Origin of the sequence: Micromonospora sp. NBRC 110009 (assembly GCF_030518795.1) — a bacterium.
Classification (GTDB): Bacteria; Actinomycetota; Actinomycetes; order Mycobacteriales; family Micromonosporaceae; genus Micromonospora.
This window is the reverse complement of the sequence record NZ_CP130427.1, coordinates 4,167,318-4,186,067: the sequence shown is the minus strand read 5'-3', so window position 1 is coordinate 4,186,067 and position 18,750 is coordinate 4,167,318. Positions and strand designations below refer to the sequence as shown.

At 75.0% G+C, this 18,750-nt stretch carries 14 protein-coding genes; 5 read left to right on the top strand and 9 right to left on the bottom strand.

Annotated features, from left to right (window positions below; all coding sequences use genetic code 11):
* Positions 1-20: 20 nt before the first annotated feature.
* Genes Q2K19_RS20090 through Q2K19_RS20080 form a run of 3 tightly spaced genes read right to left on the bottom strand, consistent with a single transcriptional unit; the run spans position 21 to position 2,121 of the window.
* Positions 21-1,184, bottom strand: coding sequence for an alkaline phosphatase family protein (locus Q2K19_RS20090; RefSeq protein ID WP_302762885.1), 1,164 nt, complete (start codon positions 1,182-1,184; stop codon positions 21-23).
* The gene (locus tag Q2K19_RS20085; protein ID WP_302762884.1) at positions 1,181-1,930 is read right to left on the bottom strand and encodes a methyltransferase domain-containing protein; all 750 of its coding nucleotides are present in this window, start codon (positions 1,928-1,930) and stop codon (positions 1,181-1,183) included. The genes Q2K19_RS20090 and Q2K19_RS20085 overlap by 4 nt, the downstream gene beginning before the upstream one ends.
* Positions 1,931-1,944: 14 nt before the next feature.
* On the bottom strand, positions 1,945-2,121 hold the full coding sequence (locus Q2K19_RS20080) for a hypothetical protein (RefSeq protein ID WP_302762883.1): 177 nt from the start codon (positions 2,119-2,121) through the stop codon (positions 1,945-1,947).
* Positions 2,122-2,297: 176 nt separating this feature from the next.
* On the opposite strand from Q2K19_RS20080, the gene Q2K19_RS20075 reads away from it, so the two are divergent.
* A complete protein-coding gene (locus Q2K19_RS20075; protein WP_302762882.1) occupies positions 2,298-3,026 on the top strand; it encodes a sulfite exporter TauE/SafE family protein in 729 nt (242 codons plus the stop codon).
* A 4-nt stretch (positions 3,027-3,030) separates the two neighbouring features.
* On the opposite strand, the gene Q2K19_RS20070 is transcribed toward Q2K19_RS20075, so the two are convergent.
* From Q2K19_RS20070 to Q2K19_RS20055, 4 genes are all read right to left on the bottom strand, one after another.
* A complete protein-coding gene (locus Q2K19_RS20070; protein ID WP_302762881.1) occupies positions 3,031-6,444 on the bottom strand; it encodes an error-prone DNA polymerase in 3,414 nt (1,137 codons plus the stop codon).
* Positions 6,445-6,606: 162 nt separating this feature from the next.
* Positions 6,607-8,361, bottom strand: a complete 1,755-nt coding sequence (locus tag Q2K19_RS20065; RefSeq protein ID WP_302762880.1) for a DNA polymerase Y family protein — start codon at positions 8,359-8,361, stop codon at positions 6,607-6,609.
* Complete coding sequence (locus tag Q2K19_RS20060) at positions 8,358-9,134, bottom strand: hypothetical protein (RefSeq protein WP_302762878.1); 777 nt, start codon at positions 9,132-9,134, stop codon at positions 8,358-8,360. The genes Q2K19_RS20065 and Q2K19_RS20060 overlap by 4 nt, the downstream gene beginning before the upstream one ends.
* Before the next feature lie 137 nt (positions 9,135-9,271).
* A complete protein-coding gene (locus Q2K19_RS20055; protein ID WP_302762876.1) occupies positions 9,272-9,775 on the bottom strand; it encodes an SAV_6107 family HEPN domain-containing protein in 504 nt (167 codons plus the stop codon).
* A 543-nt stretch (positions 9,776-10,318) separates the two neighbouring features.
* On the opposite strand from Q2K19_RS20055, the gene Q2K19_RS20050 reads away from it, so the two are divergent.
* From Q2K19_RS20050 to Q2K19_RS20040, 3 genes are read left to right on the top strand one after another with little or no spacing between them, the layout of a single operon-like run.
* The gene (locus tag Q2K19_RS20050; protein WP_302762875.1) at positions 10,319-11,716 is read left to right on the top strand and encodes a ferredoxin reductase family protein; all 1,398 of its coding nucleotides are present in this window, start codon (positions 10,319-10,321) and stop codon (positions 11,714-11,716) included.
* A gap of 20 nt (positions 11,717-11,736) precedes the next feature.
* Positions 11,737-12,243, top strand: coding sequence for an FMN-binding protein (locus tag Q2K19_RS20045; RefSeq protein WP_302762874.1), 507 nt, complete (start codon positions 11,737-11,739; stop codon positions 12,241-12,243).
* Between the two features lie 14 nt (positions 12,244-12,257).
* Positions 12,258-13,067, top strand: a complete 810-nt coding sequence (locus Q2K19_RS20040; protein WP_302762873.1) for an FAD:protein FMN transferase — start codon at positions 12,258-12,260, stop codon at positions 13,065-13,067.
* On the opposite strand, the gene Q2K19_RS20035 is transcribed toward Q2K19_RS20040, so the two are convergent.
* Positions 13,049-14,239, bottom strand: a complete 1,191-nt coding sequence (locus Q2K19_RS20035; RefSeq protein WP_302762872.1) for an FAD-dependent monooxygenase — start codon at positions 14,237-14,239, stop codon at positions 13,049-13,051. The two genes, Q2K19_RS20040 and Q2K19_RS20035, sit on opposite strands and share 19 nt — an antisense overlap.
* Before the next feature lie 78 nt (positions 14,240-14,317).
* Here Q2K19_RS20035 and Q2K19_RS20030 point away from each other — a divergent pair, with 78 nt between their 5' ends.
* Positions 14,318-15,058 carry a TetR/AcrR family transcriptional regulator C-terminal domain-containing protein gene (locus tag Q2K19_RS20030; RefSeq protein WP_302762870.1) on the top strand — a complete coding sequence of 247 codons (741 nt, stop codon included), beginning with the start codon at positions 14,318-14,320 and terminating at the stop codon, positions 15,056-15,058.
* A gap of 75 nt (positions 15,059-15,133) precedes the next feature.
* Here Q2K19_RS20030 and Q2K19_RS20025 read toward each other — a convergent pair whose 3' ends face one another.
* Entirely contained in the window at positions 15,134-18,634 is a 3,501-nt protein-coding gene (locus tag Q2K19_RS20025) for a PA14 domain-containing protein (RefSeq protein ID WP_302762868.1), read from the bottom strand.
* Positions 18,635-18,750: the final 116 nt, after the last annotated feature.

Below are 18,750 nucleotides of genomic sequence, written 5' to 3'. Positions count from 1 at the left end.
CGGTCCGACAACCCGACCGGTCAGCCCCGCACCACCAGCAGTGGGATGGTCATCTCGGCCGCGGTGTCCGACCCGTGGTACGCCACCAGCCGGGACTCCATCGGCTTCTCCGACCGGGTGGCGACCACGGCGTACGTGCCCCGGCAGACCACCACCACGTCGCCGATCCGGACCAGGTGCTCCTCGGGCACCGGCCCGAACCAGCCGGTGGCCACCGCCTCGTCCCGGGTGGTCACCCAGGCCGCGTCGCCCAGCACCGCCGACCAGGCCGCCACCACGTCGGCGGCGGCGCCGGGCTCGACGTGCAGGTAGCGAATCCGGGGCTCGCCGGCGACCACCCGGACGCCGGCCCGCAGCCGGGGATCGGTGTCCAGGTCGATCCGGTGCGCGTCGGGCACGTTGAGCTGGCCGTGGTCGGCGGTGACCAGGAGCGCGGCGTCCGGCGGCAGCCCGTCGACCAGCCGGGCCAGCAGCCGGTCGACCTCGGCGGCGGCGAGCCGCCACGGGACCGAGTCGACGCCGCTGAGGTGACCGTGCCGGTCCAGGTCGGGGTGGTAGCCGGAGACCAGGGTCGGCCCGGCGCCGGCGGCGAGGGCGGCCAGCATCCGGGTGGCGAGCGCGTCGGCGTCCGACGCGCCCCGGTAGTCGCCGCCCCGGTTGGCGGCGAGGGTGAGGCCGCTGCCGGCGTACTCGGGGCGGCTGACCACGGTCACCGCGACCCCGGCGGCGCTGGCCCGCTCGTACCAGGTCGCGACGGGCTGCCAGCGCAGCGGCTCCGGGTCGCCGGCCCACTCGATGTGGCTGAGCACCCGGTCGGTGTCGGGGACCCGCACCTTGAAACCGAGCACCCCGTGCGCCCCGGACGGGCGACCGGTGCCGAGGCTGACCAGGCTGGTCGGGGTGGTCGACGGGAAGCCGGAGGTGAGCGGGGCGCCGACGGTGGCGACCAGACCGGCCAGCGTCGGGGCGTACGGGGCGGCGGTGGGGATCTGGTACCAGCCGAGCCCGTCGACCAGCAGCACGGCGATCCGGCGTACCCCGGCCAGCCGGGGGTGCAGGCCGAGCAGGTCGGCCGCGCCGGGCACGCCGAGCAGCGCGCACGCGCTGGGCAGGACGTCGACGAGGCTGCCGCCGCCGTAGCGGGGCGGAACCGGGTCGAGCGGATCCACCGCCGGGTCGGTCATGCCGGGCGGCGGGCGAACAGGTGCAGCTGGGCGGCGAGGTCCCGGTACGGCGGCCGGGCGGCCAGGGCCCGTTCCAGCTCGACCAGGGCGGCCGGCTGACCGTCCGCCACGGCGGCGGGGAGCAGGTCGGCCAGGACGCGTACCCCGTGGATCTCCTCGACGGTGAGCCCGCCGTCGGCGAGCAGCGCTTCGGCCCCGTCGGCGTCGTACCGTCGGCGCAGGGTGTCCCGCGGGCCGGCGACGCCGTGCGGGTTGGCGGCGAGCGCCGCGGCCACGTCGAGGTGGCCGTTCATCGCCCGGCTGAGCACGGCGGCGGCCCGGCCGGCGACCAGGACGCTGGCCGCGCCACCGCGGCGCAGCGCGCCGACGAGCGCGGACACCACCGACGCCGGTTCGTCGACGACCTCGAGGACGGAGTGGCAGATCACCAGGTCGACGCTGGCCGGCTCGACCAGCCCGGTGAGCGCGTCGGCGTCGCCCTGCACCGCACGTACCCGATCGGCGACCCCGGCCTCGGCGGCCCGGCGGGTCAGCGCGGCGAGCGCGTCGGGGCTGGCGTCGACCACGGTGACCCGGTGGCCGGCCTCGGCGAGCGGGACGGCGAAGCCGCCGGTCCCGCCGCCGACGTCGAGCACGGTGAGCTGCTCGCCGGCCCGCCGGTCCAGCTCGGCCCCGAGCACCGCCCAGATGACAGCGGTGCGGGGGGTGAGGGTTCGGGTCTGCTCCACCCCGCCGAGCCTAGTCATCCGCGCCGGCAGGGTCAGGACTCGCCGCCCCCGGCCGGGTCCTCCTCGGCCCGCGAGCGGTGGGTGTTGGCCACCGGCCCGTCGGTCACCGGGTATTCGTGCACCTCGGTGTCGTGCGCCGGGACCCAGTCCGCACCGAGTCGGGTCCGGCGTGCGTTGGCGACGCCGCGGTAGGTGTTGCTCCCCGTCATCGTGTCCACCTTTCCTGCGTGGGCCGCTCTGCCCACGCGGCGGACCGTATCTCTGGCCCGCCGATGGTGAAAACGTCGCTGTGGCTGATGTCATGCCCGTTCGGAACGGATGTGGCGAAGATCTCCGGGGGGCGGTCCGGTTGCCGGCCCGGTGCCGTCCGGATCAGGCTGACCTGATGGTCGTGCTGCTCGTCGCGTTCGGCATCGTGCTGCTCGGCGCCGTCGCGCAGGCGGTCAGCGGCTTCGGCTACGCACTGGTGACCGTCCCGCTGCTCGCCGCCGCGCTGGACCCGCGCGGCGCCGTCGTGGTCTCCGCGCTGACCGGCATCGGGGTGACCCTGATCGCGGCCGTGCGGGAGCGCGCGTACGCCCGCTGGCGGGTGGCGCTGGCCCTCACCGGAAGCGCCGTGCTCGGGCTGCCGGTCGGCCTGCTGGTGCTCGCGTACGCGCCGGAACGGGTGCTCCGGGCGCTGATCGCGGTGGTGGTGCTCGGCTGCGTAGCGCTGGTCTGGTCCGGCGCCCGGTTCCGGACCGGCCGGGTCGGGCTGGGGTCCGTCGGCGTGCTCGTGGGCGTGCTCACCGCCGCCACCGGCACCAACGGGCCGCCGCTGGTGGCCGCCTTCCACTCGCTCGGCTACGACCCGCGCACCTTCCGGGCCACCATCGCCGCGACCTTCGCCGGCACCGGCCTGATGGGACTGGCCGGGTTCGCCGCGACCGGCCAGGTGCACGCCGACGTGGTGCGGACGGCCCTGGTGGCACTGCCCGCCGTACCGCTGGGCTGGTGGCTGGGCAACCGCCTGTTCCACCGGATCGCCCCGGTGGTGTTCCGGCGGATCGTGCTGTTCGGGCTGCTCGGCAGCGCCGGCGCGGCCCTGGCCGGCCTGGCCGGCCTGGCCGGATAGCAGGTCAGCGGAAGTCGCGGGAGGCCGGGGTGACCGGCGGGTCGATCGCATCGAGCCGGTCGGCGGTGAGGCTGGTGACCCCCTCGTGCCGCTGCAACCGCCCCCGCACCACCAGGGCGGCGCTGGTCCGGGCCACCCGCCGGTAGTGCTGCCAGAGTCCCGGTGAGCAGGTGACGTTGAGCATCCCGGTCTCGTCCTCGAGGTTGAGGAAGGTGACGCCGCCCGCGGTCGCCGGCCGCTGCCGGTGGGTGACGATCCCGCCGACCCGGACCCGCTGCCCGGGATCCACCCGGCCGAGCCGGGCGATCGGCACCGCGCCCAGGGCGTCCAGCCGGTCCCGGATGAACCGGGCCGGGTGGCTCTCCGGGGACAGGCCGGTGGCCCAGACGTCGGCGACGAGGCGGTCCACCGCCTCCATCCCGGGCAGGGTGGGCGGGGCCGCGCCGGTCACCGTGCCGGGCAGCCGGCCCGGCCGGTCCTGGGCCGCCGCGCCGGCGGCCCAGAGTGCCTGCCGCCGGGTCAGCCCGAAACAGGCGAAGGCGTCCGCGGTGGCCAGCGCCTCCAGCTGCGCGGCGGTCAGGCCGACCCGGCGGGCCAGGTCCGGCATGTCGCGGTACGGCCCGTGGGCCGTCCGCTCCGCCTCGATCCGCTCGGCCACGTCGTCGCCGAGAGTGCGTACGCTGCCCAGCCCGAGCCGGACCGCCGGGCCGCCCAACCCCCAGGCGTGCGGCGGCTCGCCCGGCTGGCTCCCCCACCGGGTCTCCGGTGTGGACTCCAGCACCGCCTTGGCGCCGCTGGCGTTGATGTCCGGCCGGCGTACCTCCACGCCGTGCCGGCGGGCGTCGTCGACCAGGGTCTGCGGCGAGTAGAAACCCATCGGCTGGGCGTTGAGCAGGGCGGCCAGGAACGGGCCCGGGTGGTAGCGCTTGAGCCAGGAGCTGGCGTACACCAGGTAGGCGAAGCTCATCGCGTGGCTCTCCGGGAAGCCGTAGCTGGCGAAGGCGGTGAGCTTGCGGTAGACGTCGTCGGCCAGCTCCCCCGTGATGCCCCGCTCGGCCATCCCCGCGTACAGCCGGTCGGCGATCTGCGCCATCCGCTCCACCGAGCGCTTCGCCCCCATCGCCCGGCGCAGCTGGTCGGCCTCCGCCGCGTCGAAGCCGGCCAGGTCGATGGCGAGCTGCATGAGCTGCTCCTGGAACAGCGGCACGCCGAGGGTCTTCTCCAGCGCGTTGCGCATCAGCGGGTGCGGGAACGTCACCGGCTCCTGGCCGTTCTTGCGCCGGATGTACGGGTGCACCGAGCCGCCCTGGATCGGGCCGGGCCGGATCAGCGCCACCTCCACCACCAGGTCGTAGAACTGCCGGGGCTTGAGCCGGGGCAGGGTGGCCATCTGCGCGCGGCTCTCCACCTGGAACACCCCGACCGAGTCGGCCCGGCAGAGCATGTCGTAGACCTCGGGGTCGTCCAGGGTCATGTCGCCCAGGTCGAGCCGGGACCCGATCAGGTCGTAGCCGTAGTGCAGGGCGGAGAGCATGCCGAGGCCGAGCAGGTCGAACTTGACCAGCCCGACGGCGGCGCAGTCGTCCTTGTCCCACTGGAGCACGCTGCGGCCGGGCATCCGCCCCCACTCCACCGGGCAGACCTCGATCACCGGCCGGTCGCAGATCACCATGCCGCCGGAGTGGATGCCCAGGTGCCGGGGGAACGTCTGCAGCTCGTTGGCGTACGCCACCACCTGCTCGGGGATGTCCTCCACGTCGACCGCGGCGACCGAGCCCCAGCGGTCGATCTGCTTGCTCCAGGCGTCCTGCTGCCCCGGCGAGAAGCCGAACGCCTTGGCCACGTCCCGCACCGCCGACCGGGGCCGGTACGAGATGACGTTGGCGACCTGGGCGGTGTGCTCCCGGCCGTACCGGGCGTAGACGTGCTGGATCACCTCTTCCCGGCGGTCGGACTCGATGTCCACGTCGATGTCGGGCGGCCCGTCCCGTTCCGGGGCGAGGAAACGCTCGAAGAGCAGCCGGTGCCGGACCGCGTCCACGTTGGTGATCCGCAGCGCGTAGCAGACCGCCGAGTTGGCCGCCGAGCCCCGGCCCTGGCAGTAGATGTCCTGCTCGCGGCAGAAGGCGACGATGTCGTAGACCACCAGGAAGTAGCCGGGGAAGCCGAGGTCGTCGATCATCCGCAGCTCGTGCTCCAGCTGCGCGTACGCCTCCGGGTGCGCCTCGGGCGGGCCGTAGCGCTCCCGGGCGCCGTCCATGGTCAGCCGGCGCAGCCAGCTCATCTCGGTGTGCCCCGTCGGCACCGGATACGCCGGCAGCTTCGGCGCGACCAGTTGCAGGTCGAAGGCGAGTTCCGCGCCGAACTCGGCGGCCCGGGCCACCGCACCCGGGTACGCGGCGAACCGCGCCGCCATCTCCGCGCCGCTGCGCAGGTGGGCGGTGGCGGCGGCGGGCAGCCAACCGTCGATCTCGTCCAGGCTGCGCCGGGCCCGGACCGCGGCCAGGGTGGTGGCCAGCCGACGGCGGCCCGGGGTGGCGTAGTGCACGTTGTTCGTGGCCACGGTGGGCAGCCCCGCCGCGGCGGCCAGCTCGGCCAGCGCGTCGTTGCGGTCGGCGTCGACCGGGTGGCCGTGATCGGTCAGCTCCACCGCCACCGTCTCGGCGCCGAAGAGGGCGGTGAGCCGGTCCAGCTCCCGGGCGGCGGCGTCGACGCCCTCGGTGAGCAGCGCGGCGGGCACGTGCCCCTTGCGGCAGCCGGTGAGCACCAGCACGTGGTCGCGCAGCTCCGCCGCGACCTCCGCCAGCTCGCCGTAGACCGGGCGGCCCTTCTCGCCGCCGCGCAGCTGGGCCCGGGAGATGGTGGCGGCGAGTCGGGCGTACCCCTCGTGGCCGTGGGCGAGCACCAGCAGGTGCCGGCCGAGCGGGTCGGGCTCGCCGTTCTGCGGGCCGGGCAGCCCGAGGGAGAGCTCCGCGCCGAAGACGGTCGGCAGGTGCAACGCGCGGGCCGCCTCGGCGAAGCGCACCACGCCGTAGAAGCCGTCGTGGTCGGTGACGGCGAGCGCGGTGAGCCCCAGCCGGGCCGCCTCCTCGGCCAGCTCCTGGGGGTGGCTGGCGCCGTCGAGGAAGCTGAAGTTGGAGTGCGCGTGCAGCTCCGCGTAGGGCACCGCGCCGTCCGGGCGGGGCAGCTCGGGCGGCGTGTACTGCTGCCGCTTGCGGCTCCACGCCGGGGAGTCGCCGCCGTCGGCGTCGACCGCCAGCGGGTCCACCACGTGCAGGTGTCGCTCGCCCCGGTGCCCGTGCCCGTCCCGGGGCCGCCCCTTGCCGCCCCGCCCGCCACCGCCCGGTCCGCCGCCGGGTCGCCCGGAGAGCACCCGTTCCAGCTCCGACCAGGGCAGATTCGGGTTGTGGAAGCTCATCGCCGCACCCCTCGGCGGCGAGCCGGCGCCGGGTGGCGGATGACCGGTGGTCGCCTACCAGCTTGATGGCGCGGACGAGTCAGCGGGCCGGAGACGAACGGCGATCCGTTCAGGTCATCAAGTTCGTAGCGTCCGACGGGTCGGGGGCGCGACGCTTTCCGCTCAGTCATAGATCGCCTCCACCAGCCACTGGCCGCCCTCGACCGCGAGCAGCAGGGCGGCGCCGTCGGCCAGGCCGACCTGGAACCGGGCCCGCCGCCGGGCCTCGGCCGGCGCCCACCAGCGCTCGTCCACCGGCCAGGGGCCGGCCCAGCCGACGATCTCGGCCGGCCGGCCGGTGCCGACGACCAGGCGGGCGGGCGCGGCGCTCACCGCCAGCCGGGCGTTGACCACGACCGGCTCGCCGGCGGCGTCGTGCACGGTGGCGAGGAGCGGGGTCGGCAGCACCACGGCCGGCGCGGGCGGCGGCAGCCGTCCCGGCCACGGCGGGACCGGCGCCGCGCCACCCGACCGCCCCACCCGGCCCGACCGCGCCGACTCGACCGAAGAGGCCGCCCCGCCCGACCGCGCCGACTCAACCGGCCGCGCCGACTCAACCGGCCGCGCCGACTCAACCGGCCGTGCCGACTCAACCGAAGACGCCGCACCGGCCGGCGGGCCCGGCTCGGCCGGCAGGGACGGTGGCCCCGGGCGGGCGGGCAGGCGTTCGTCGCCCCACGGGACCAGGCGCACCTGGTCGGCCGGGGAGCGCCCACCGCCGAGCACGGCGGTGACCACCGCTTCGGGGCCGAGGATGCCCTGCACCCGGCTCAGCGCGCGGTGCGCCCGCTCCCGCTCCTCGCCGGTCTCCCCCCAGAGCCCGGGTTGCAGGCCGGCCTGGGCGAGCACCCCGTCCGGCACCAGCCGCAGCCGGATGATCCCGGCGGTGGGGCGGGCCGGGCGGGCGCCGCCCCGGCCGTTGCTGCCGGAGAGCCAGCCGTCCAACTGCCAGCGGACCCGGTCGGCGATGGCCGCGGCGGTGAGCAGGCCGTCGTGCCGCCAGACCCGGTGCAGCTCCTGACCGTGCGCGGTGACCGCCTCGATGCCGAGCCGGGTGCAGGCCAACCCGTACCCGGCGAGCCGCTCGTGCAGTTGTTCGGCCAGCATGCGGGCGGCGAACGCCGCGGCGTCGACCCGGTCGAGCGGCTCGTCGTAGTCGGCGGTGACGGTCAGGTCGGCCGGCGGCTGCCGGACCGCGAGCGGCCGGTGGTCCCGGCCCGCGGCGAGCCGGTGGGCCAGCGCCCCGTCGAACCCGAACCGGGCCAGCACGTCCCCGGCGGGCAGCGCGGCGAAGTCGCCGAGGGTACGCACCCCCAACCGGCGCAGCAGGTCGGTCAGGGCCGGCCGGCCGAGCGCCTCCACCGGCAGGCCGGCCAGGAACTCCGTAGTCCCGCCGGGCGGCACGATCCGCCCGTCCCGGGCGGCCAGGCCGGCGGCGAAGACCCCGTCGGCGATGCCGACCTGGCTCTCCACCACGCAGGTCTGGGCGACGTGCTCGACGATCCGCTCGGCCGCCGCCTCCTCCCCACCGAGGTAGCGGCTCGGCCCCCGGGCGGCCAGCGCGCAGGCCCCGGGGCGGATCACCTCCACCCCGGCGGCCACCTCCTCGACGGCGGCCACCACCGGCTCGAACGCCCGGGCGTCCCGGCCGGGGTCGTGGTCGACGACGATGAGCTGCGGGCAGCGCCCCTGCGCCTCCCGCCGGCGCAGCCCCCGGCGTACGCCCTCGGCGCGGGCCCGCTCGGAGCAGGCGACCACCCGGTTGGCGTGCAGCACCGCGACCGGGTCGGTGGCGGGCACCCCGTCGACGATCTCGGCGGCGAGGACCGGCCAGTCGGGGCACCAGAGCAGCAGGGTCCGCACCGGCGCAACGGTCATGCCGGCCCGGCCAGGGTGAGGGGCCGGGCAGCCGGGTCGGCGGCGGCCGCCACCACCCGGAGCCGCCGGGGCGCGGTGACGCGCGCGGCGCCGCCCACCCCGGCCGCCCGGGGGATGACCCGGGTCAGCTCGTCGCCGGGCAGCCAGACCTTGATCTCCTTGGGGCGGGCGGCGGCGCCCCGACCGCGCGCCGAGACGGTGACCTCGCGGCGGCGTAGCCTGCCCCGGCCCGGCCCGAGCCCCTCCCAGACCCCGCGGACCACCTGGAGCGTGACGTCCGCGCCGTCCCACCGGCCGTACGGGACGAGCACGCTGCCGCGCTGCCGGGCCCGGGCGGCCAGCCGGTCGGCGACGGAGGCGGAGACGGTGGTCGGCACGGCGGTGACCACCACGTCGACCCCGTCGATGAGCGCGGCGACGACGGTGGGCCACTCGGGCCCGGGATGCGGCACCAGGGCGAGCCGGTCCAGGGCGATCCCGGCCTCGGCCGCCGCGCCGGCCCCGAAGGTCGGCACCCCGACCACGGCGCACCAGGAGCCGGCCCGGGACGCCTCGGCGAGCAGGGCGAGGATCAGCGACGTGCCGCCGCTGCGCCGGGGCTGCCCGACGCCGACCGCGATGGTGCTACCGCGCCGCAGCCCGCGGTGGGGCAGCAGCCCGGTCAGCTCGGGCCGGACGGGCAGCACCCGGTGACCGCCCGCCGGGTCGGGCGCGCTCGCCGGGCGTACCAGCTCGGCCAGTGCGGCGGAACCGACCACCATGCGGCCCGCCATCGGACCAACCCCCTGTCGTGTCGCGCGGGATCGTTCCCGCCTGGTGCTACGTGCTAGATCGTCGACGTCCGCCGCGACGCGCGTCCGGGCGGCGTCCGGCCACCCTGGGTCCCGCCATGGTGGCCGGACGCCACGACTCAGGCGGCGGCTGCTCCGGGTCTCGACATGGCGTCAGACACGCCGAGCCGGAGTGGCCGGTGCAGACCGTCGAGCGCCGGCTGGTGCGCCAGCCCGAGCGCGGTCTCCACCACGGTCACGAACTGTTCGGCGGCGCGGAGCAGGTCGTCGGCCTCCCGGGCGGTGACCACCCGGGGGATGCCGGCCTCGGCGGCGGCCCGCTTGCTCGCCCCGGCGGCGAAGTAGCCGGCCCACTCGTCGAGCTCGGGAGCGACGGTGGAGAGCAGCACCCAGACGCTGGTGATCCGGTTGCGCCGGGCGGGTGCCGGGCGGGCGCGGGCGGCGAGCAGGGCGGCGGCGGCACGCAGCGCGGCGAGGTGGGCGGCGGCGTACCGGAGGCCGTCGGGGCGGGTGCGGGCGGCCTCGGTCAGCCCCTCGCGGGCCACCACGAGCAACTGGGCGGGGGTGCGGTGCGGCAGCACGTGCGCGGGCACCGTCGGGGCCTGGGCCGGACTGGTCGGCATGGTCTCTCCTCCGCTTCGAGCCGGGGCGGGCGGGACGCGCGACGGATCGGATCCGCCGGCGGGACCGCCCGGAGCGGTGGTGCGGAGGAAGACGCACCGTGTGGGGGCCGGCCGGGTGTGGAGCTTCCCCACACCACACCCGGCCGGCGTACCGGCGGGTCCGTCGCCCGCCGCCCGGGGGTCGTGGGCGGCGGGCGACGATCCTGCCTTGACGGGACCGGACTCGCGACTGTCCGGTGCCCGGTGCGGTCCGCGGAACCGCACCTCCCGGGAGCCGGCGCCGCGAAACACCTCTCCCGGATCGTTGGAACGAGCGTACGACCGAATCGAACACTCGTTCTAACTGCTCTGACAGTACACCCCCCCTCCGACGAAAATGCAACGTGTGACGCGCCGGAGGCGCCGATGGCCGGACGCGTCGTCGGGACACGCCGGCGGGCCGACCGGATTCTCAGCCGGGGCACAGCATCGGCAAAGGGGGCACAGATTTCCCTGCCCCAAGGTGGACGTCATGAACATCAGCCGTACCGAAGACACCCTCCGGTGACCGCCGCCGTCGCCGACCGGCGCGCGGTGCGCCGCGCCCTGCCGACGGTCCCCGCCTGGTGGGCCGATGTCGCCGGCAGCGCGGCGGTGCTCAGCCTGCTGGTCGTCATCGCCCTCTGGACCGCCGACCGCGGGGTGCAGGAACTGCTGGGCGGGGGGCCCACCGGGCTCACCTCGCTCGGCCGGCTCGCCGGCCTGGTCAGCGCCGACCTGATGCTCATCCAGGTGGTGCTGATGGCTCGGGTGCCGCTGATCGAGCGGCGCTTCGGTCAGGACCGGATCGCCCGCTGGCACCGGCTCGCCGGCTTCACCTCCTTCCACCTGCTCCTCGCCCACGTGCTGCTGACCGTCCTCGGGTACGCCGGCACCGCCCGGCGCGGCGTGCTGGCCGAGACCTGGGACCTGGTCGTCACCTACCCGGGGATGCTGCTGGCCACCGCGGCGTTCGGCCTGCTGGTGCTGGTGGTGGTGACCTCGATCCGCGCGGCCCGCCGCCGGCTGCGCTACGAGTCCTGGCACCTGCTGCACCTGTACGCGTACCTCGGCATCGCGCTGGCGCTGCCGCACCAGCTCTGGACCGGCGCCGACTTCCTCGCCTCGCCGGCCGCCCGCGCCTACTGGTGGACCGTCTACCTGCTGGCGCTGGCCAGCGTGCTGGTCTACCGGCTCGGGCTGCCCGCCTGGCGGTCGCTGCGGCACCGGATCGAGGTGGCCGCGGTGGTCCCCGAGGGCCCCGGAATCACCTCGGTCTGGCTGCGCGGACGCGACCTGCACCGGCTGCCCGCCCGGGCCGGACAGTTCCTGCTCTGGCGGTTCCTGGACGGCCCCGGCTGGTCCCGGGCGCATCCGTACTCGCTGTCCGCCCCGCCGAACGGGGACCTGATGCGGATCACGGTCAAGGACCTCGGCGACGACAGCGCCCGGGTGGCCACCCTGCGCCCCGGCACGAAGGTGCTGGTCGAGGGGCCGTACGGGCGGCTGACCGGCGAGCACTGGCGGGGCGGTGGGATCACCCTGCTGGCCTGTGGGGTCGGCATCACCCCGCTGCTGGCGCTGCTCTGGGAGCTGCCGTACGCCCCGGGTCAGGCGGTGCTGCTCTACCGCGCGCGAACACCTGCGGACCTGGCCTTCCGGGCGGAGCTGGACCGGCTCGCCGCGGAGCGCGGGCTGGTCGTGCACTACCTGGTCGGCCCCCGGGCCGGGCGCCCGTCCTGGCTGCCGGCGTACGCCGAGGGGATGTCCGACGCGGAGGCGCTGCGCCGGCTCTCCCCCGGCATCACCACCCACGACGTCTTCCTCTGCGGACCGGACGGCTGGGTCGACGCCGCCCGCGCCGCCACCCGCGCGGCCGGGGTGCCCGACGCGCACACCCACCACGAACGCTTCGCCTGGTGACAGGCAGGAAAGGAGGATCCGTGCGACGGATCACCATCTGGCTCCTCTCGACGGTGGCCGCGCTGGTGCTGCTGTTCAGCTACAAGACCAGCACCATGGGCACGGGCGGGGAGAGCAGCGCGATCGCCTCGGGCGCCGGCGGCCCGGCCGGCAGCTCCTGGAGCAGCACGGACGACGACTCCACCGCCGACTCCGCGGGCTCGTCGAGCGGCGGCACGTCGAGCGGCAACGGCGGCACGTCGAGCGGCAACGGCACGGCCACCGGGTCGGTGGCGCAGACCCGGTGGGGACCGGTGCAGGTGAAGATCACCGTCTCCGCCGGGAAGATCACCGACGTCACCGCCCTACGGGTGCCGGACGGCAACCGCCGGGACCAGGAGATCAACGACTACGCGGTGCCGATCCTGCGGCAGCAGGCCCTCGCGGCGCAGAGCGCGCGGATCGACACCGTCTCCGGGGCCACCGTGACCAGCGACGGCTACCGGGAGTCCCTGCAGTCCGCGATCGACGCGGCGCACCTCAAGTGAGCGGGGTGGCGAGGATGGACCTGAGGATCGAACCCGACCGGCGCGCCTGGGTGGTGCAGGTGATGGGGCTGCCGGTCAGCGTGCACCTGCGCGGTCCCGAGGTGCGCACCGACGCGGTGGCGCAGCGGGTGGAGCGGGTCTTCGCCGAGCTGCGCGAGGTGGACGCGACGTTCAGCACGTACCGGCCGGACAGCGTGCTGGGCCGGCTCGGCGGGGCCGCGCCCGACCCGGCCGCCGCGTCGCCCGACGTGCGCGAGGTGGTGGAGCTGTGCGAGGCGGCCCGCGTCCGTACCGGCGGATGGTTCGACGCCCGGCGCCTGCCGCTGCCCGGCGGCGGCCCCGGCTTCGACCCGTCCGGCCTGGTCAAGGGGTGGGCGGTGGAGCGGGCCGCACGGCACCTCGCCGACCTGCCCGGGCACGACCTCTGCCTCAACGCGGGTGGGGACGTGCTGCTGCGCACCGCGCCGGGCCGGCCGGCCTGGCGGGTCGGGATCGAGGACCCCGACCGTCCGGAGCGGATGCTCGACGTCGTCGAACGGGCGCACGGCGCGGTCGCCACCTCGGGCACCGCGCGGCGCGGCACGCACATCGTGGACCCGCGCGCCGGGCGGCCGGCCGAGGCCGTCCGGTCGGTCACCGTGGTCGGCCCCGAGCTGCTCTGGGCCGACGTGTACGCGACCGCGGCCGTCGCCCGCGGCGCGGACGCGCTGGACTGGCTGGCCACCCTGGACGGGTACGCGGCGCTGCTGGTGGACGCCGCCGGCCGGGTCCGGGCCACCCCGAACTGGCCCGGACCCCGAGCGGCTCAGACCCGGGCCGCGTAGTCGGGCAGGTCCGCCTCGGTGGCCAGCGACCCGGTGCTGCGCACCAGCATCGACTGGACCGGGCGGGCGGCCAGCAGCCGGTCCCGCAGCCACAGGCCCCACCCGCTGGCCGGGGCGAGGAAGTGGCCGGGGCTGGCGCCGCGCTGCCAGCGGGAGGCGTACGTTCGCATCCGCCGCTCGTACGCGGGCAGCGCGACCCGGTGGTCGCCGCCGGCCAGGGCCAGCTCGCCGGCGAGCACGTACGCCCCGACGAGGCCGGTGCCGACCCCCATCCCGCCGAGGGTGACCCCCCAGGCCGCGTCGCCGAGCAGCACGGCCCGGCCGCTGTGCCAGCGGGGCACGCGCACCCGGGCGATCGCGTCGAAGTAGACCTCCGGCGCGTCCCGCAGGCCGGCCAGCAGCCGGGGCACGTGCCAGCCCAGCCCGGCGAAGGCGTCGCCGATCAGCGCCTTCTGCCGGTCCAGGTCGAGCCGGTCGTGCTCCTGCCGGGGCCCGGCGAAGACGACCAGGGCGGTGGCCCGGTCGGGCTCGCGCGGGTCGGCGGTCACGCTGGCCATCCGGCCGGGGACGTTGTACTGCCGGGGGACCGGTCCCGCCGCCAGGTCGTTGGGCAGGTCCCAGCCGGCCAGGTGGTAGCCGAGGTGGGTGACGTACGCCGACTCGGGGCCGAGGGCCAGCCGCCGTACGCCGGAGTGCATCCCGTCCGCGCCGACCACCAGGTCGACGGTGCGGGAGTCACCTCGGGCCAGGTCGACCCGCACCCCGTCGGCGGTCTCGGTGAGCGCGGTGATCCGGTCCCCGAACCGGTACCCGACCCGGTCGGCGCCGCGCTCGTACAGGATCCGGGACAGGTCCCGGCGGCGGACCTCCAGTTCGCCGCCGGCGAACTCGGCCGGCAGCCGGAAGATCTCCCGGTCGTGCTCGTCCACCCGGCTCATCGCGCCGGCGTGGGTCTGCACCGCGCGCAGCTCGTCGAGCACGCCCATGGCGGCCAGCACGCCGAGGTGGGTCGGCCCGCGGAAGTCGACCGCGAAGCCGCTGGTCCGCAGCGCCGGGGCGGCCTCGACGACGGTGACCTCGGCCCCGTAGCGGGCCAGCCACCAGGCCACTGCAGGGCCGGCCACGCCGGCCCCGGAGACGAGTACGCGGAATCCGCGCAGCGAAACGCGCATCTCTTTCCCCCCGGAAATAAACTGTGTCTGTCGGATACAGATTACTGTAGACACGGTGATGGCCCACGGACAAGAGGGGTGAGCGTGGAGACCGGTGGCGTCGACAAGCGGCGGTTGTACGAGCTGCTGTGGAGCACCCCCAGCGGGCCCCGGCGCGGCCCCCGCCCCACCCTCACCATCGAGGCCATCGCCCGGGCCGGCATCGCGATCGCCGACGCCGACGGGCTCGACGGGCTGATCATGCAGCGGGTCGCCGAGTCGCTCGGCGTCACCAAGATGGCGCTCTACCGCTACGTGCCCGGCAAGATCGAGCTGGTCGCCCTGATGCTGGAGACGGCGATCGGCGAGCCGCCCCCGCCCCCGGCGGGCGCCGACTGGCGTACCCAGCTCGACGACTGGACCCGGGAGATCTTCGACCGGTTCCGCCGCCACCCGTGGGCGCACGCCGCGACCATCATCCCGCGGGTGCCCGGGCCGAACGAGCTGGCCTGGCTGGAACGCGTGGTCGCCGCCCTCACCGGCACCGGGCTGACCGGCGACGAGCAGCTCGACGTGGCGGTGCTGCTGATCGGGCACGCCCGCAACCTGGCCCAGCACGCGGCCGCCGGCACCGCCCCGGAGCACGGCCGGGAGGCCGCGTTCACCGTGCTGGTGCGCGGCCGGGAGGACCGGTTCCCGGCGCTGGCCGCCGCGCTGCGCGCGATCCCGCCCCACGCCCCCGGCGACCAGGCCCTCGACTTCGGCCTGGCCCGCATCCTCGACGGCATCGAGGCCCTGATCGCCGCCCGGGCCGCCGGACCCGCCCCGCGTCGGCCATGACCCGGCCGCCACGGCTCCGGTGGGTCGGGCGCGGCACGGTCGCGGTGAGCCCGCGCGTCCGCGCCGCCCTCCCGCTCAGCGCAGGGTGGGTTCGCTGAACCGGGCCAGCGCGCTTCCGCCCTTCTCGTAGTACTCGATGGTGATCTTGTGGGAGCCGGCGGTGAGCGGCACGTCCGCGGTGAACGTCGTCGGCGAATGATCCGACCAGCCGTTCAGCACCACGACGCCGTCCACCAGGACCCGGATCCCGTCGTCCCCGGTCGCCTCGAACCGGTACGTCCCACCGGCCAGCTGCATGGTCCGGGTCCAGCGCGCGGAGAAGTTGTCGGCGGGAATCGTGGGGTCGGGCGAGCCGGACCGCCAGTCGAAGTCGACCGCGACCTCCTGACGGGTCACCGCCGGTTGCCCGGACAGGTCCCGGTTGGCGAAGTACTCGGCCGCGTACCCGGTGGACGGCGTGACGTCCGCGACGCGGGCGTAGTCGAACGTCACCCGCGCGTCCCGGGCGTTCTCGTAGTACTCCACCCGGATGGTGTGCGTCCCACCGAGGACGACCGCGTCGACGCTGTAGGCGGCGTTCTGGTCTCGCCACTGGTTGACGATCGGCACGTTGTCGACGAACACCCGGATCCCGTCGTCGCTGACGCCGCTGAACCGGTACACCCCGGCGGACAGGGTGTCGGTGCGGGTCCAGCGCGCGACGAACTGGTCGGCGTTGACGCCGGCGGCCGGCGCGCCGGCGCCCCAGGCGAAGTTGATCCGCGCGTCGCTGCGGCTCACCACGGGCGGGCCGGTGGGGATCGAGGGGGGCGACCCGGCGGCGGTGTTCCAGAACTCGGCCGTGTAGTCCGTGGGCTGGGGTAGCTCCTCCACCTGCCGATAGGTCAGCTGGGCGGTCGCGTCGTACGTGTTCTCGTAGTACTCCATGACGACGTTGTGCGGGCCCCCGTCGATGACGACCCGCGCGGTGTGCGTGGTGGCGCTCTGGTCGATCCACTTGTCGATCACCCGCACCCCGTCGACGCTGAGCCGCACGCCGTCGTCGGCGGTCGCGGCGAACTCGTAGATCCCGGGCGCCAGGTTCATCGTCCGGCTCCAGCGGGCGACGAAGTGATCCGTGGCGATCTGCGGCGCCGGCGAGCCACCCCACCAGCGGTAGTTGATCGTGGCCTCGTTGCGGGAGAGGGTCGGCGGCGTGGTGGGGATCGCCGGCACCCGGCCGGCGTCCGGCGTGTTCCAGTACTGCGCGAGGAACGACTCGTCCGGTTGATCGGGCGTCGCGTCCCAGGTCAACTTCGCCAGGGCGTTGAGGCCGCTGTCGAAGTACTCCATCTTCAGCGTGTGGTTGCCGGCACCGAGGTCGATGACGTGGTCGTAGGCGGTGTTCGACTGGGTCTGCCAGCGGTCGATCACCAGCCGGTTGTCGATGTAGAGCCGGACCCCGTCATCGGTCGCCGTGGTGAAGCGGTAGCGCCCGGCGGCGAAGTACTGACTCTTGACCCACCGGACGGAGAAGTTGTCCGACGGGACCCCGGGCGCCGGTGAATCGTTCTGCCAGACGAAGTCGATCTGCCGGTCCGGCCGGGTCAGCACCGGCGTCCCGGACAGGTCCTTGTTGGCGAAGTACGTGCCGGTGAACGGGGTCGACGGGGCGTAGGTGGCGGTGTAGGTGGTGGCGGTCGCGGGCGTGGCGATGACGTGCCGGATCTGCCTGTTGTCCGACCAGCCGGTGAAGTGGTGGACGGTCCCGTCGGCGGTCACCGCGGTGGCCGGTGCGGCCAGTTCCCGTTGGAAGCCGACCACGCCCTCGACGGTCCTCGGCGTGGTCACCGGGACGCCGTCGAGGGTCAGCCCGAGGTTGGCCGGTTGGGTGGCCAGGGTGAACGTCGACTTGCGCGGATAGATGTTGACCGACCTGGTGGTGGCGAGACCGTTGGTGTCGGTGGCGGTCACGATGATCTCGTACCAGGTGTCCGCCGAGGCCTCGCCGGTCGTCGGGATGGTGAACGACCCGACCCGGCCGGTCAGCGGCCCGACGAAGGGGTGGACGTGGGTGCCGTGGTGCAGCCGGACCTCGGTCTTGAGCGCCGCGTCGTTGAGGTCGAACCCCGCGGCGTCGACGGCCGAGGCGGTGTACGTGATGGTGTCACCGGCCCGGTACGTCGCACCCTCCGTGGGCGCTCCCACGGTCAGCGTCGGCGGGATACCCACCTGGATCACGATCGGCTTCGCCGAGGTCTGGTGCTGCCCGTCGGACACCGTCAGGCGCACGGTGAACACGCCGACGTCCGAGTAGGTCCTGCTGGGGTTCGCCGCCGTGCTCGTCGTCCCGTCGCCGAAGTCCCACCGGTAGGTGAGCGGATCACCGTCCGGGTCGCTGCTCCCGGCGCTGGAGAACTGCACCTGGAGTGGGCCGACGCCCTTCGTGACGTCCGCCGCGGCCTGCGCGACGGGGACATGGGACGTGGTGTTGTAGGTGACCCGGTACAGCTCACCCGGGTAGTAGGTGAGGTAGTACAGCGAGCCGTCGGCGGCCACCTTCAGGTCCACGACGCTGCCCGCGGAGGTGTCGAAGTCGTCCACCGCCGTGACGGCGCCGCTCGCGTCGAGCTGGGCCATCCTGATGAAACCCTGCGCGTAGTCGCCGAAGAAGAGCCGGCCCTGGTACTGCGGGGGGAACATGGCGCCGCGGTAGACCGGGCCACCGGTGACGGCCGCGCTGCGCCCGTTGTGGGGGTAGGCGTGGATCGGGTCGGTGAATCCCGCACAGTCCGCGGTGCAGACCCCCTCCTTGAGCGGCCAGCCGTAGTTGCCGCCCTTGACGATGTGGTTGAGCTCCTCCCACGTGTAGTCGCCCACGTCCGCCCCGTACAGCTCCCCGGTCGCGCTGTCGAATTGGAAGCGCCAGGGGTTGCGGAAGCCGTACGCCCAGATGGCCGGGTCCTTGCCGGCCTGACCGTAGAAGGGGTTGTCGGTGGGGATGGAGCCGTCCTTGTCGATGCGCAGCACCTTCCCGTGCGGATTGCTCAGGTTCTGCGCGTTCGCCGGATAACCGTTGTCCCCCACCGCGAGGTAGAGCTTGCCGTCCCGCCCGAACCCGATGCTTCCCCCGACGTGCAGCTGCTGGGACGGCGACCGGGTGCTGAAGATCTGGTAGGGCCCGTTGGTGCCGACGTCGCCGGAGGCGTCGAAGCGGACCAGGTGGTTGAGCAGGTCGAGGCCGGTGTAATAGAAGTACACATAGTGGTTCGACACCCCGAACTCGGGATCGAAGGCGATGCCGATGAGGCCCCGGTCGCCGGTGGGCTCGGAGGGCAGGTCCGCGAAGGGTTGGGCGAGGAGCTGGCCGTCCTTGACCACCTTCACCTTGCCGGCACGCTCAAGGATGAAGATCCGGCCGTCGGGGGCGATCTCGAAGCCGGACGGCCCGTCCAGGCCCGATCCCACGACCAGCGAGCTCTGGAAGTCCGTCGGAGGTGCGGCCGCCCCCGGGCGGGCCGGGAGCATGGCGGCCACCAGGGCGCACACCACGACCAGAATGCCGGCATTCAGGTACTTCGACTCGGCGCTGCGCATGTGGATCGACTCCCGTCAGGGCATGTGAAGCCCGCTCATCATCGCAGCGGACGCGCGGAACGGGCGGCGACAGGCCGAGCGGGCGGGTGAAGGGGGTCGAGGCGTACCGGGAAGAA